General features: G+C 36.2%; 14 protein-coding genes and 1 pseudogene. 5 read left to right on the top strand and 10 right to left on the bottom strand.

The window, feature by feature from the left end:
- Positions 1 to 45: 45 nt before the first annotated feature.
- Together ACQKN4_RS14855 and ACQKN4_RS14860 are read left to right on the top strand one after the other, a co-directional pair.
- Positions 46 to 375, top strand: coding sequence for a hypothetical protein (locus tag ACQKN4_RS14855; RefSeq protein WP_427484043.1), 330 nt, complete (start codon positions 46 to 48; stop codon positions 373 to 375).
- A 477-nt stretch (positions 376 to 852) separates the two neighbouring features.
- Positions 853 to 1305 (top strand): hypothetical protein, encoded by a 453-nt coding sequence (locus ACQKN4_RS14860; RefSeq protein ID WP_079562299.1) that lies wholly within the window; start codon positions 853 to 855, stop codon positions 1303 to 1305.
- A gap of 410 nt (positions 1306 to 1715) precedes the next feature.
- On the opposite strand, the gene ACQKN4_RS14865 is transcribed toward ACQKN4_RS14860, so the two are convergent.
- From ACQKN4_RS14865 to ACQKN4_RS14890, 6 genes and pseudogenes are all read right to left on the bottom strand, one after another.
- Positions 1716 to 2135: a DUF1801 domain-containing protein gene (locus tag ACQKN4_RS14865; protein WP_205756645.1), complete on the bottom strand. Its 420-nt coding sequence runs from the start codon at positions 2133 to 2135 to the stop codon at positions 1716 to 1718.
- Between the two features lie 101 nt (positions 2136 to 2236).
- Complete coding sequence (locus ACQKN4_RS14870) at positions 2237 to 2800, bottom strand: GyrI-like domain-containing protein (protein WP_079562297.1); 564 nt, start codon at positions 2798 to 2800, stop codon at positions 2237 to 2239.
- Between the two features lie 64 nt (positions 2801 to 2864).
- Positions 2865 to 3818, bottom strand: coding sequence for a helix-turn-helix transcriptional regulator (locus tag ACQKN4_RS14875; protein ID WP_427484044.1), 954 nt, complete (start codon positions 3816 to 3818; stop codon positions 2865 to 2867).
- Between the two features lie 179 nt (positions 3819 to 3997).
- Positions 3998 to 4362, bottom strand: a pseudogene (locus tag ACQKN4_RS14880) (cupin domain-containing protein).
- Positions 4363 to 4504: 142 nt separating this feature from the next.
- The gene (locus ACQKN4_RS14885; RefSeq protein WP_079562295.1) at positions 4505 to 5704 is read right to left on the bottom strand and encodes an AI-2E family transporter; all 1200 of its coding nucleotides are present in this window, start codon (positions 5702 to 5704) and stop codon (positions 4505 to 4507) included.
- A gap of 64 nt (positions 5705 to 5768) precedes the next feature.
- Complete coding sequence (locus ACQKN4_RS14890) at positions 5769 to 6719, bottom strand: LCP family protein (RefSeq protein ID WP_079562294.1); 951 nt, start codon at positions 6717 to 6719, stop codon at positions 5769 to 5771.
- A gap of 175 nt (positions 6720 to 6894) precedes the next feature.
- Here ACQKN4_RS14890 and msrA point away from each other — a divergent pair, with 175 nt between their 5' ends.
- Positions 6895 to 7416, top strand: coding sequence for a peptide-methionine (S)-S-oxide reductase MsrA (gene msrA / locus ACQKN4_RS14895; RefSeq protein ID WP_079562293.1), 522 nt, complete (start codon positions 6895 to 6897; stop codon positions 7414 to 7416).
- A 978-nt stretch (positions 7417 to 8394) separates the two neighbouring features.
- Complete coding sequence (locus ACQKN4_RS14900) at positions 8395 to 8742, top strand: VOC family protein (protein WP_427484045.1); 348 nt, start codon at positions 8395 to 8397, stop codon at positions 8740 to 8742.
- Positions 8743 to 8814: 72 nt separating this feature from the next.
- Here ACQKN4_RS14900 and recQ read toward each other — a convergent pair whose 3' ends face one another.
- Both recQ and ACQKN4_RS14910 read right to left on the bottom strand, forming a co-directional pair.
- Positions 8815 to 10584 carry a DNA helicase RecQ gene (recQ, locus tag ACQKN4_RS14905; RefSeq protein ID WP_427484046.1) on the bottom strand — a complete coding sequence of 590 codons (1770 nt, stop codon included), beginning with the start codon at positions 10582 to 10584 and terminating at the stop codon, positions 8815 to 8817.
- 8 nt (positions 10585 to 10592) lie between these two features.
- A complete protein-coding gene (locus ACQKN4_RS14910) occupies positions 10593 to 11738 on the bottom strand; it encodes a TcaA NTF2-like domain-containing protein (protein WP_427484047.1) in 1146 nt (381 codons plus the stop codon).
- Between the two features lie 567 nt (positions 11739 to 12305).
- Between ACQKN4_RS14910 and ACQKN4_RS14915 the strand changes: the two genes are divergently transcribed.
- A complete protein-coding gene (locus ACQKN4_RS14915) occupies positions 12306 to 12500 on the top strand; it encodes a hypothetical protein (protein WP_139376979.1) in 195 nt (64 codons plus the stop codon).
- Positions 12501 to 12537: 37 nt separating this feature from the next.
- On the opposite strand, the gene ACQKN4_RS14920 is transcribed toward ACQKN4_RS14915, so the two are convergent.
- Complete coding sequence (locus ACQKN4_RS14920) at positions 12538 to 13104, bottom strand: DUF6434 domain-containing protein (protein ID WP_427484048.1); 567 nt, start codon at positions 13102 to 13104, stop codon at positions 12538 to 12540.
- A gap of 115 nt (positions 13105 to 13219) precedes the next feature.
- Positions 13220 to 14392: a CynX/NimT family MFS transporter gene (locus tag ACQKN4_RS14925; RefSeq protein ID WP_427484049.1), complete on the bottom strand. Its 1173-nt coding sequence runs from the start codon at positions 14390 to 14392 to the stop codon at positions 13220 to 13222.
- Positions 14393 to 14451 lie beyond the last annotated feature (59 nt).

A 14451-nucleotide genomic window follows, 5' to 3' on the forward strand; every position in this document is an offset into this window, starting at 1 on the left:
ATGAAGGGATGAGATTTTTTGAAGTATACTATTTTTGGTTGTCTAGTGGCTGCAATAATAGTCTTGAGTGGCTGTTCAACAATTCTAGAAAATGATATTTCAGATACAGAACAAGAACAATCGTATGTACCTATGGTAAATTTAAATGGAACAATTTATGCCTCTTATGACTTAACAAAATATGAAAAATATTCAACGGGAGAAGTATTTGGTGAAATAAAGAGAAGGGTACCATCCTCTGATATCGAAAAGGAGAATTTAACTTCCAATTATTACGATGAAGGAACAGTCATTTACAATGTCAAAGAGGATAACAAAATATTTCTAATCGAAGAGTCACCAGATATTTATTCCATTCTAGAAAAATTAGAGTAATGTTTAAATCATAGAAGTCCTTATAATTAAAATCATACCTTACGAAATAAGTACCCAATTGGACAGACACTTAAAAAAGTCGCTAATTTAGGGTACTTTTATTCATAATGAGCCTAACAATTAGATGGAGCTTATATTACTATTTCCGAAGCATTGGAAAATGCTTTCGAGTCGGAATCATTTATTTTTTCTATAACTGTTTTTTACTTATATTTTCTATCGGGAGTGGAGATAGAGTTTGTTGTAAAATACGAACGCTCCAACGAGTAAAATGATGAACCCGAACGATACAATCACCTTTTTCATAAAACACTCTCCCTTCAATATAATACATTACCAATTTTTCATTTAATTTTACATGCATTGTATTTTCGGAAAGCATACGCTACTTACTAAATGGCGTTTATTCAACAAGGATTTATGCTCTTTTTGTTGAATTTTATTTACTAAAGGGACAGGTTGTTAAGGAGGAGTAGTATGCGTTTTCTTTTTTTGCTAAGTGTTGTTATCTCAGGAATTGTAAGCATTGTCGGTTTTACACTCACTGCTATGGCTACTCCTTCATTCGACCCCACAGGTGAGAATTTTGTTGGAGGAAACGGAAACCCAGGCTTAATGTTTGTGATGTTTCCGATGTTAATTATTCTTTATTTTTTCTTTGCAATGATGTTTGTTTTTGAAAAGTTACATGAACGTTTTCCAGTGAAACGAAAACTATTTAAAGCCTGCTATTCGGGTGTGTTTGTGCTGGTATTTGGCATGTCGATTTATCGAATCGTGTCTTTTCGAAATGAAATCAACCCATATTTTGAATACGAAATATCCTATTTAAATCCTTTTTCTAATCATTTATTTTTTAACTTCTGGACGTTTATAGCTTGCCTTTGTATTTCAGGTTTTTGCTCATTTTATTTAAAGAAAAGAATGTGAAGAAATGTACTTAAACTCCCTTGAAAGAACGTAATAATCTTTCACTCTCTTTGGTGTACCGTTGGTTTTACACTACATGGATGGCTAACAGGTGCTTTCTCATTAATTATCTAATTAGACTACTCAAAATGATTAGTAATCCACCTTTTTTGATTCTCTGCAACCTATTGTTCTACCACAATTTTAATTATTGGCTAACTTTTCTTTAGAAACCCCCAGGTAAAACGTATATTTACTCGATTAAAATAAGATGTTACAAATTATCCACCACAAAAATAATCATATCAACAACAAAAACCCTTCTAACTTTACTGGTTGGAAGGGTTTTTGCTATCGTTCAATATGTTGTTTTTACTCATAACATATTGAAGTAAAACTACTTCAAATAAAAATGTGTTAACGTCTATTCATTATAATCCAAGCATTGGAAGATGCTTTCGAGTATGATAAGTTAGTGCTAATGCAATGCACTGTTTTACTTCATTTACTGGTATTTCATCATTTACAGCAAATACAATCGCTCGATTCCCTTCATAGTTGAATACATCTCTATAAACCTCTTTAAATGTATCAATTAGCTTCGTATTACAGTTAAAATACATGGCGTATTGATCTGGATTTGACTGTTTCCAACCTAGTCTAATTGTACTCCCTTTTTTTGTGATATAACTTGGTTCTCCCCATTTTAACGTTTCTTCCACATGATCTACGCTTTCTGTCTCTATTGCCGTATCCAAAATTAACTGACGAAGAATCAATAGTTTCGACTGAATGTGTTTAGGATACTGTTTGAATACTTCCTCCACCTTGGTATTTTCAATTGTACGCATATTCATCATTCCTTTTTTAAAAATAACAAACTAATCAATACTCAACCGTACGATTAATAATTTTCTAAAGGCAATTCAAATTGTCTACTACAACACGAAAGCTATTTTATCGAAATATAAATTTCTGCTTGTCCGTCCTCTGGATTAATATCCTTGCTATAATATTCAAAATCACCTGTGAATGCTCGGTTATTCCCTGGCTGCTGTGACCATTGCCAAATATCAGCCCAAGTACGCTGAATCATTTCTATAATTGGTCCACGTTTTGTAACGAATACAGCATATTTTGCAGCAGGAACAGTAAATGCTTTTATCATATCTAGATTCTGAAGTTGTAATTCTTCATTAATATGTACGCTTACCATTACTTCATAAAGTCCCGCATCTCCATCTTCATAGTTGAAGTAACAGCTATAATGACCATCCTCTTGAATATGAACTCCTAGCTTCTTACCAATATTTTGAGAGTGGAACTCTTCGAACAACTTACCAATTTTGCCATCTTGGCTTCGTTCTGCTTCATTTGTTGTAACGGCACTAATTCCAGCTAAGGTGAAGGAAGATAATACCTCAATTCGGCTAGGTTCAATTCGTTTCGTAGGTATGTTTTCTTTAGACGATACGTGATTCCATTCAGTCATATTTTTTTGTTCGTTTTGTTTCATCCTAAATCATTCTCCTTATTATAGAATAAAACCAGTATAAAACAATAAACCTGACAACTGATTGTCATGTTGCTATGTCATTTTTGTAAATGATCGCTATTTTTTCAGCACGACTAGCAATGATTTCCCGTAAATGTTGAGGTTCAAGCACCTCTACATGATGGCCCAAGCTAAGAATGAAACTATAGAGCCATTCATTTTCTGGATACGCCTTTTTTACTAGCCAACTGCCATCCTCATCTGGCAAAAGTTCTTCAATACCAAACCATTCTTCTGCTAAATGCCGAGCTTCATCTTGGAATCGAAAGACAACTTCTGGTACATCGGATGGCTTGAATTTACGCTGGCCTTCACCCTGTTTCTGAGTAGCGTGATCTCGACGAATGAAGTTTTTTTCACGATCTACTTCGAGCCCTTTCATTCTTTTTAGTTTAAAGAGGCGGAACTCTTTTTTCTCTAGACAATAAGCTTGTAGATACCATTGCCTTCCTTTGAGCATGAGCATATGTGGCTCTACTATTCGCTGGGAAACTTCACCATCTGCATTCGAATAGGTGAAGTACACTAATACACAGCTATCTATTGCTTCGTCTAATAGTTGTAGTTTCGGACGGAGTTTTTCAATACCATCCCAAGGAGAGTAATCGATTAGTACGCGATTTGTCTTATGTTGAAATTCTTCTTCATGTGCTGGTAGTACGACACTATTTATTTTTTCCACAAGGCGTTGGTGTTGCTCTTTGCCGTATGAAGTGGAAATACTGCGAAGAGCGGTAACGATAGTAGCAAGCTCGTCATTTGTTAGCAAATTTCGATCCAAACGGTAACCTTCTGCCAAACCAATGCCACCATTTGTTCCTTGATAGGTGACGATCGGGATGCCGGCTGCATTAATTGAATCAATATCTCGATATATAGTCCGAATGGATACCTCAAACTGCTCCGCCAGGTCCTTAGCCTGCACCTTTCGACGGTTCAGTAGAAGAATAATAATAGATAAGAGTCTTTCCAGTTTCAAAATATGTAACCTCCATTTGGATGTTAAGTAATTCTTAGAGAATACTTGATTAGATGATATTGATCGTTTAGTACAAGTGCAAGTTACACCACAAAAATTATCATATAACAACATAAACCCTTCTAACTTTAATGGTTTGAAGGGTTCTGTTGCGTATATTAATTTTTCATAATGAAAAGTTAAAGCCAAACATCATTTTCTGCTGTTTGCTCTGTTTGTTCTTGTCCAGTATTCACAACACCTTTAGGCTCTACAAGCATAATTTCACACTCGGATGCAGCGTAAGGCTTATGATCGACATTTCGTGGAACAACAAACATTTCCCCTTCCTTCAAAGTAACTTTTCCATCACGAAATTCAATGATTAAATTTCCTTCAATGACGATAAAAACTTCATCTGTATCTTCATGTTTCTGCCAAACAAAATCCCCTTGTACTTTGACTAGCTTAAATTGATAATCATTCATTCAGCAATAAGCTTTGGAGACCAGAGTTCTTGGAATATATCTAATTTCTCTTGTAAATTAATCGGTACGTAATTCATTCTCTGTTCCCTCCATCCTCTTTGCGACCCTAATATAAGGTTAACATATTGACACCACATAAGTGGAAGATTCTTATCGTTAATGCAAAGATCAATTTAATAAAAAAACAGCTACTGCACTTCCGCAGTAACTGTCTCTTCATTACACATCATATTTTTGATGCATCTCATCCGTATAACGATTATAACGCTGTTTATATAGTTTAAATAAATGGGTTACTAGCACTTTTAAAATGGCATAGCCCGGAATCCCTAAAATGACACCTGGTACGCCAAATAAAGAACCCGCCGTTAATAACACGAAAATAATTGTAATTGGATGGATACTCAGTGATTTACCCATAATTTGTGGAGAAATAAATTTCCCTTCAATGAGCTGTACGACCGTCCAGACAATGGCTAGCTTAATAAGCATGAATGGCGATGTAACAAGAGCGATAATGACCGCTGGCGTAATGGCGATAACAGGCCCTAAGTACGGAACCACGCTCGTAACCATAGCAAGGAAGCCAAGCAATAAGGCATATTTCATACCGATAATTAAAAAGCCGATAGTCACCATTGCACCTATGCACATGGACACTAAAATTTGTCCTTGAATATAAGAACTAATTTGCTTGTCCATGTCATGTAAGATTTCTGTTACTTCTTTACGCGTACGTGGCGGACAAACTTTTATAATAAAGCTCGGTAGTTTTTTACCATCTTTAAGTAAGTAAAATAAAATAAATGGCACTGTCACTAATGATAGAACAATCCCAGTTAACGCTGAAACGAATCCAGTAATTCCAGATGCTACGCCTTGCGCTAAATTCGCAGCCGTATCTTTTACCGTTTCCACCATATCTGTAGTAAAATTCTCTACCATTGAATCATAATTTAAATTAACTTTATCTAAATACTCGTTAAGACGTGCATTATTGAGAAACTCAGCAATATTTTGTGTAAAAGCCATAAAATATCCTGGGAATTCCTGTGCTAAATTAGTAAACTGGTCTCGTAAAAACGGATAGACAAGTACTACTAATAACGTAATGATGCCAATCAGAATAATATATAGAAGAAAGATACCCCAAACCCTTGGGATCCGCCATCTTTCGAAAAGCCCCAATATTGGACGAAGTAAATAATACCCAATAATGGCTAATACCCCTGGCAGAATAACTACCTCAAATAAAACTTTTAGCGGGGTAAATATAAAGGAAACTTTTTGAAACATAAAAATTACGCACGCTAATAATAATAAAACAATCAGTGTAAAAAATAAGTTTTTACCACCGATAAAGCGAATAAACTTCGTTGAAAAGAAATTTGAACGCTCATCTGATCTGTCTTTTTCCATCTAATCACCCCAATACCAATCCTATATCCTTATTTTACAAGATGATGTTGGATTTTGCTAAAAATCACTCTAAAGGAATTCCTAAAAATTTACGTAAAAATTCTTTGTTTTTCTCTACATCCATAACAATTGAATCACCGACACCTCTAAAGCTTTGGAAATTATAACTACCTTCAATAGGAACTGTTGCTTTTTCTATATTGACTTTACCTTTCGACACCATTTTCAGCACTTGTTGAACTTCTTCTGCTGATGAATAGTCCGTCGTTATATATCCTTGCGCTGCTCCAACGAATTTTGGTAAGTTCAACATATTTTGAGGTGATAAAACTTCATTTTTTAAGGCTTCGATCACCTTTTGCTGACGTGCTACTCGACCGAAATCCCCTTCAGCATCGTGACGGAATCGAGCAAAGCCAAGTAATTCTTGACCGTTTAAGTTATGAACACCTTGTTTTAATGAAACCCCAATATTTTCGGACATATCTTTATCTACATCGATTTCAACACCATTTGGCGCTAAAATATCTACTAGTGATTCGAAATTTTTAAAATCTATAATGGCATAATGATGAATCGGTAGGCCAAACATATTGGTAATCGTATCTTTTAATAATTGAACACCGTCTAAATAGTACGCCGTGTTAAGCTTATAGGATTTATAACCAGGAATATCTGCATAAATATCTCGCATGAGCGACACGAGCTTCATATCATTTGTTTTCTTATTCCACGATAATACCATCATTGTATCTGTACGTGATTTTTCTTCACCACGAGTATCAATCCCTAATAATAAATAGTTTTCCACATCGCCATTTACTGTATCGCCCTTGAAATTCTCTTGGGCTACCTTTGTATCATTTGCCAATTTCAGTCCACTTCGATATTGCATAACGGAATAACCTGCAATCACGATGACAAACAGTAATAACAATGTGAAGAATGCTCGCCCTTTACGCAAACGCTTTTTTTGTGGGCGCTGCGAGCGTCTTGAATAATCTTGCTCTTCCATAACTGTTAACTCCTCTATTTTTTATAGTAATGTAACGATTCCATCGAAAGAAAGGTTCATTTTATAGTATGTTGCGAATCCTTTCAATAACTATTTAAAGGTTATTTTACACCCTTTTTGCCAGGAATGTACCAAATAATGCTATAATATTTTCACGACAGAAAGGATGATGATCATGATTGAGAAAGCTACGTTTGCTGGCGGTTGTTTTTGGTGTATGGTAAAGCCATTTGTTGAATGGGATGGTATACATAAGGTCACTTCTGGCTACATGGGTGGCCATATAGACAATCCTACTTATGAGGATGTCAAAAAAGGTACTTCTGGCCATTTAGAAGTAGTCGAAATTGAATTTGACCCTAGCGTTTTTAGTTATGAGCAGCTCCTTGAGATTTACTGGATGCAAATCGACCCTACAGATGCTTTTGGTCAATTCCATGACCGTGGTGAATCATATACGACAGCTATCTTTACTTATTCAGACGAACAAAAGCGCATTGCAGAAGCTTCCAAGGAAAAGCTAGCAAACAATGGTCGCTTCGATAAACCTATTGTAACCACAATTCGCGATGCTAAGCACTTCTACCCTGCAGAAGATTATCATCAGGATTTTTATAAAAAAGAGTCGGAGCATTATCAGAAAGACCGAGCGCTTTCTGGCCGTGATCAGTTCATCACTGAGCATTGGGAGAAATAATTTTTATGATATTTCATTTTGATTGACGTCCCTTTTTTACTCATGGCTTAGCCGTTTTCAAAATGGATTTTTCTTTTTTTGTTTACGTGTATAAAAAATAATGAACGGTCTATACTATTTAAGATTTCACTTTCAAATCCAATGACAAGGAGGGTTAACCCGATGAGTGGGGCTGACCGGTAACTCAGAAGGACCATCAAAGCTGAATGAAGCTAAAGCACAGTTTCTTAAAAATTTTAAGATCAATGCGGAAGCGAGGCAGTGTGTCATGGAGCACTATAAGTAAGTGAATCAAGCCCGGAATATTACTATTCCGGGTTATTTTTTGTTTTATCCCCTCTTTAATTATTCTTCACACGATAACGGCTAACTGACACCATGGTGTTGCTGGCGCTTCGCTTTCGCACAGACAAAACATGGTGTTGCTGGCGCTTGCTTTCGCACAGACAAAAACATGGTGTTGCTGGCGCTTCGCTTAACATCTGCGGGCCTAAGGCGATTCAGGACGCATTTATGCCGGAAAAGTATAGCCGTTGGATTTTTTTCTTTTTAAAAACGTGTATAGAAAATAATGAACGGTCTATACTATTTAAGATTTCACTTTCAAATCCAATGACAAGGAGGGTTAACCCGATGAGTGGGATTGACCGGTAACTCAGAAGGACCATCAAAACTGAATGAAGCTAAAGCACAGTTGTCTTAAAAATTTAAGATCAATGCGGAAGCGAGGCAGTGTGTCATGGAGCACTATAAGTAAGTGAATCAAGCCCGGAATATTACTATTCCGGGTTTTTTTATTTTGGTACTGTAGTTTTGAAAATCTCCTCTTTAGTTATTCTTTGTGGTGATTTATTTAATGGATATTTATGACAAAATCGATGATGTGAAAAATTGTACTTCAACTATTCAAGCGGTATAGTTGAAGAAGGTACTAAACATAAATTCAAAAAATTTACAGTCAGACAGGAGCTAAATACGATGATTAAAGGCATCGGGGGAATATTTTGGAGAACTAACAATCTTGATGTTATCAAAAAATGGTACAGTGACGTGTTGAAGTTGGACATAGACATTTGGAATGGAACTGTGATTAAACCCGAATTAGGAAATGAGACGATCTTTTCATTCTTTAACGAAAATGACAGCTATTTTCCAATAGAACAACAAGTAATGTTAAATTTCCAAGTACATGATATAGACGAAACTATTAAGCATCTCGAACATATTGGTGTTCCTCTTGAGAAGGAAAAGGAAATAAGTGAATTTGGAAAGTTTGTTTGGATTAAAGATCCTGAAGGTCGACTGATCGAGCTTTGGGAGAGATAGTAGGTTGTAATACTTTGCGAACATAAAGGAAGTGCCTAATTCTGTTGAATTAAGCACTTCCCTTTTTCCTTTTTAAACTGTTTTCAAAAAAGACTGCAGAGCATCGAAGAAACGCTCGCCATATTTTTCGAATTTTACTTCACCAATACCGCTAACATGTCGTAAATCTTCTAGCTCATTCGGTTTTTTGTCACATAAATCACGTAATGTTTTATCAGAGAACACAACAAATGGTGGCACCTTTTCCTCATCTGCAATCTCTTTACGTAATAATCGTAAATGCTCAAATAACGGATCATTGTCTACAAGCTTACGTACAGTAACAGCTTCTTTTCTCATGACTTGTTGATTCCCGAGTAAGACCTCTTTTCCTTCCTCTGATACATAAATGGTTGGAAAAGTGCCATGTTTAACGGCAAGAACGCCCTCAGCAATTAAAAACTCAATAAAGGTTGAGACATCCTTTGAGGAATATTGCCCTTTTAATATGCCATAGGTAGATAGCCTTGCAAAGCCAAATTCAGTGACCTTTTGATTTTTGGAGCCTATTAACACTTGGGCCACCATTGTCTTACCGAATTTCTGCCCCATCCTTACGACACAGGCTAATACCTTTTGTGCATCTACCGTCACATCTTTCACTTCTCGTCCATCATTACAGTTACTACAACGACTACAAGGCATCCCTGGTACTTCGCCGAAATACGTTAAGATGGCATTTTGTAAACAGCCTTCTGTATGGCAATAATCCACCATCGTTTGCAGCTTTCCTAATTCCTGTGCAATCCGTGTTTCATCCTGCGTCTGTTCAATTAAAAAGCGCTGTGTTTGAACATCACCTGAAGCATACAGTAAAATACAAGCACTTGGTAAGCCGTCACGACCTGCACGTCCGGCTTCCTGATAATAGCTCTCCATATTGCGTGGCATTTGATAATGAATAACAAAGCGTACATTACTCTTATCAATACCCATGCCAAATGCATTGGTAGCTACCATAATGCGCGCTTCATCTTTTAAAAAGCGCTCTTGCTCTGACATACGCATGTCCTCTGATAATCCCGCATGGTATTTTGCAACAGCTTCGCCCGAACGACTTAACAGCTCATAGATCGCGTCTACAGCCTTTCGTGTAGCCGCATAAATTATGCCCGCTTCATTTTTATTTTTCATTAAATAATTTTTAATGTAGCGCTCTTTGTTTTCACCGATTAATACAGAGAATGCTAAATTGTCGCGTGAAAATCCTGTAATGACAGTTGATTGCTCGTCAATGTCTAATAATTGTCTAATATCATCACAAACAGCTGGTGTAGCTGTGGCAGTAAGTGCTAAGACAGTTGGTTTTTGCGGCCACAACGTAAATAATTTTTGGATTGCTCGGTAGCTTGGTCTAAAATCATGCCCCCACTGAGATATACAGTGTGCTTCATCCACGGCAATCAAAGGTACAGATAAATTCGATAATACTTGTAAAAAACTTGCACTTTCTAATCGCTCTGGTGCTATATAAAGAAGCTTTAAATAACCCGCACTAGCAAGCTGGATTGTTTCATTCACTTCTTGCACGGTTAAGGTACTATTAATATACGCCGCTGGAATATTCGCAGCACGTAATGCTTCTACCTGATCTTGCATCAAAGAAATCAAAGGGGAAATGACGACTGTAAGGCCATCTAGCATGAGCGCCGGAATTTGATAGCAAATTGATTTACCTCCGCCAGTTGGCATCACACAAAGACTTGATTGACCTCGTAATGTTTGTTCAATAATTGGTTCTTGTCCATTGCGAAATGAATCATAGCCAAAATGATGTTGTAGCATTTGTTTTGCTTGCTCCATCCAACTTTTCACTCCTCAGTTTTTAGACGAATAAGCTTATACTCGCCCTGTTCATTTTTATTTATTTCATATACCATCATAGAGTTTGCAAGTGCCTCTTGACCAGCAGAATTTGTTAGGACATATTCTGTTTTGGCACGAACAATAATATTTTGTCCTTCCATGGTGATATTTTTAATTGTCGTATCAGAAAAATATATTTGTGCTTTTTTGGAAGCGTAATAGGCAACCATATTATCCAGGGTGCTTTGTAAATCGTTTGACCCTACGAAAGATTTCATGACACTAGCATCTTGAACCTCAACAGCTGCTCTTAATTGCTTATGAAATGCATCTAAAAATAACTTTATTTCATCGGTATGAAAAGCAAAAATGTTCTTTCCATATTGATCAATTGCTTGCAGGACGGCTTCCTTATCACCCTGTTCTATATACGGATACAAGTTTTTGGCTTGAGTTAGTCTATTACTTGGCTTCATGCCACTTTCACACCATTCATCCAATAACATTACAATATCTTTAAATGGCAATATATACGGCTGTGATACACCGTTTTCCTTGCGTTTAAAATAGATGCCCACAAGTTTGCCATTCTCCGCTTCTAGAACCGGACTCCCTATACGTGTATTTTGATTTGCATCTATGTAATAAGCTGCTACACTGCCACTATATTTTTGAATAGTATGTGGTAAGCTATCGACATAAACAGCTAACTGATCTAATTCCCCATTATAAACGGTCGGTACCTTTACCGATACGTTATAGGAAACTTCTAAAATGGCTATATTATAAGCTGTCGATAAATAATGAACTTCGGCTTCCTTCAGTTTATCATTATTAAATTGTACAAGCGCAGTTGGCTTTGAAGCCACGAGCGCCCCATTTGTCACAATATAAAGTTTCCCATCCTCTTTTTTAACAATAATCCCTGCACCGATTCCGTTCTCCCCAACTACCTTTACTTCCGGAACAATTTTTTCTTGCTGCTTCGTCACAGCCTTTTCCGATTTCACATCGGTCTTTTTACTTTGAACTACCTCTGCCAATGTATCATTGCCACAGCCGGTTAAAAGTAAAGTTGTCGCTCCAAGAATGAGCATCTTTTTCCACATACGTTCACCAAAACTTTCTATCATTCGATTATGCCTTGGCATAATTGCGTCCGGAGACTTTAACTTCTTTCAGTGGCCGTGCTGAACAATAACTTCAACCCTTATTCATCTCATCACCTATAGAAGTGACCTGAAAGTAAGTTAAACATCTTTCTATTCTATCATAAACAACGTTACGCTTCGTTTCAAGTTTACATAATAATATTATTATTTTATTTGTATTGTTAAAATAAAGCTCTCGTCTTATGTTCAATTCGTTCTACCTATAAAAAACGGCTCTTTATTATCTTTGCTATGGAAAATGACTTATCATTTGCGGTTAAAATGATATAAAAAAGAAAGCTTCCCTCTTCAATTATTGAGCTTGCTAAACATGTTGAGTTCGAGGCAACTGAAAAAGAAATTTATTTTTAATAGATCTTTTTAAAGGTATCTCGACGAGTGAACTGGAGACGATGTAGAGTGTCTTAAAGAAGTTATATCGTTTGGATGGTGATGTAAAGGTGGTTTTGAAGAAGACATTTAATTAGATATGGATGAAAACCAAAATGACGTTCAGTTGAAGATCTTATAAAAGATTGAAAGACGAAGAAATCATAATTAGGGAGAATGATCGATAAAATAAATGTTACTATTGAGGAATCTGTCTCATTAAATGGTGCAGATCATTATTTATTTCATTCTCGTACTAACTATGATAACCCGATATTACTTTATTTACATGGTAGTCCAGGTCCCCATCTAGAAAATGGCTGGCAAGCTCCCCTTAAAAGATTATGTATCATTTCTCGATTTGTTTACTGATGCATTATTACACCTCAATAATAATGAACATCGTAAACTAATTATTGGACGTATATTTATTGTTTCCAGGTAGTTTCTTGATTGTATACCATGCTTCAATCGCTTCTTCACGACTTTTCCCTTGATTTTTTGGGTCAGAAAAAAAGTCACGGATGAATTGATTATATTCAAATTGGGGTGCAATGTTATTCTTATATGAAGGGTCTTTCTTCCGTTCTTCCTCCTTATTCCAAGCATCTACGACATCACGATATGTTTTTCCAACATTGTTTTTAAAATAGCTTTGGATATAGGTTGAAAAATGAAATTTAGGGAGTACTGTCTTAAAAAACGCCCTTACATTTTGACTACAACGATGATTTTCGGTAATGAGTGTATCAAGACTTAAGTCTACTTGCTGTTCTATTTTCTTCGCTTTTAATTTTCTGACAGGTTTCTTAATCTCTCCTGTCTGTAGAAATGTTTCAATCCTATTGGAAATCTCTATTTTAGAACCAGAAGCACTTATTCCGTTTTTTCTACAAAAAGTTTGCAATTCTTCCTTTAACCAATAAAAATCCTTAAAACTTTCTACACTTATATCTTTCGTAAGTTTAGGTCTCATTAATTATACCTCCATAATACTTATTCCACATTATAGAACGATAGTTCACATTTGGCAAAACCAATCACGAAAACAGCATAAAAAACATGCGCGTACATTCGCGCATGTTTCCACATTATTTTTTCTTAAGAAAAATGATAGTAGCTATAATGCCTAGCATTAATGTGATAAAAATTGCATAAGTAAATGTATGGTTACCCGTCACATCATAGCAATAGCCAATCAGTATTGGGATAATGGCGCTTATCATGAAGCCGCCTGAAAGCACCATAGATGACCAGCTATTCGCTTCTTCGTCATTTCTTGCCTCATCCAATGGTAGCAATAAACCGATTGGAAATAAGCCGCTTAATACAATACCTATAATGAATACCGCAATCCATAACAAAGTCCCTGATCCTACCCATAGCAACATAAAGCCAATAATGCCAAAGACCCCTAAAGAGAAGAGCCAGCCGATTCGACTCGACCATTTTTCCATTAATATAGGGACCAAAATATTCCCAATCATTTGTACAATCGACATAAATGTTAGCATAGAGCTTGCGGCGCCAAGAGAGAAGCCTTTATCCTGTAACATCGGCGCTAACCAGGACATCATGGAGAAGAACAAAGATGTTTGTAAACCAAAGTAAATTAAAATGGTCCAAGCACGGACATTTTTCCACGGATTTCGTGCTACTTTTTCAGTAAATACAGCTGTCTCTGGTAGCTCTTGATTTTGTATAGTCAAGATCCATATACAAAGAGCAATAATAGCAAGTATTGCCCAAGAGCCAAGCGCGATCGTCCAGCTCTCATGAAAATGATAATAAAATGGTAATGTTAGTGCCGCACTCAATGTTGCCCCTGTTCCTATTCCAAATGAATAAATACCAACCACCGTAGTAAAACGGCTCGGGAATTTTTTCTTGATATAGGCATTTAATATAGGTCCTATCAGTGCAATGGCAAATCCTGCCGCAAAGCTTGTTACTACAAGTAGTACATAACTTTCTTTTAAAAAGCGTAGGCCATTTGCTATTGTTAGGATGATTAGTAAGAGCGTAATAGCTGTTTTTGTTCCAAGTTTTCTTTGTAATGGGACTGCAAATGGTGCAAAGAGTCCCATACAAAACACCGGAATAGATGTTAAAAAGCTCATTTTCGTATTTGATATATGGAGTGATTCTAAAAGTACATTAAATAGTGGTCCTATTCCTGTGACTGCTGGGCGCATATTGAGCGCAACCAAGAAAATACAAACAACCACAAGTACCATGGAAACACGCCTTTGCTTTTTCTCCATACTTTCTAAAAACCTTCTCTCTAAATATACGGTTAAAAATTCAACGAAATTTGATAAGA

The sequence above is a fragment of the Lysinibacillus sp. NPDC093692 genome (assembly GCF_050280125.1).
Lineage (GTDB): Bacteria > Bacillota > Bacilli > Bacillales_A > Planococcaceae > Lysinibacillus.